Here is a 576-nt window from a genome sequence, read left to right on the forward strand (position 1 = left end):
TGAATTCGGGCATACCGGCTGCATATGGAGCGATCTCGTAAGCGCCAAAGCATAAAACAATATAATTATCCTTTATGTAATACGGGTGATTTTCAGAAATGGACTGAAAACCCATATCTCCTTCGAAATATAAACCCTGTCCGCTATTGATCTGGTCAGAAATTTGTTTTTTGATTTCCCTGTTGATTATTTTTATATAGTCAACGTTATTCTTGAACAATTCGCTCAGTGATAACTCTCTGCAATTTACAGTGTCAATATTATAGTAATCTCTCCAGGCAAGGCCGTGAGCACCGCCGGAATATTCATATGTCTCGACCACCAGGGATAAAACGCCTCCACTGGTGTATGTCTCATAATCAATGCTCAATTCAAATGGCATTGCCGGAAAATTGTATTCACTGGCCGCTTTAGCATATTCCGCATAGCCACTTTCCAGCTCACCCTTGGTATGCATGGCCTTATCCATTATTTCTTTATTTATTTTCTCCTGCAATGCCTTATTGGTCATGCCCGAGATCACAGGAATCTGCATATCTAAATTAAGCCAGTTTGTGGCAATCTTAACTTGCCGTG

General features: G+C 40.5%; 1 protein-coding gene. It reads right to left on the bottom strand.

Annotated features, from left to right (window positions below; translation table 11 throughout):
• The coding region (locus tag IT084_RS17680; RefSeq protein ID WP_195714187.1) for a DUF3298 and DUF4163 domain-containing protein at positions 1-576 on the bottom strand (576 nt) is incomplete at both ends.

This window comes from Desulfallas sp. Bu1-1 (genome assembly GCF_015594625.1).
Classification (GTDB): Bacteria; Bacillota; Desulfotomaculia; order Desulfotomaculales; family Desulfallaceae; genus JADNRQ01.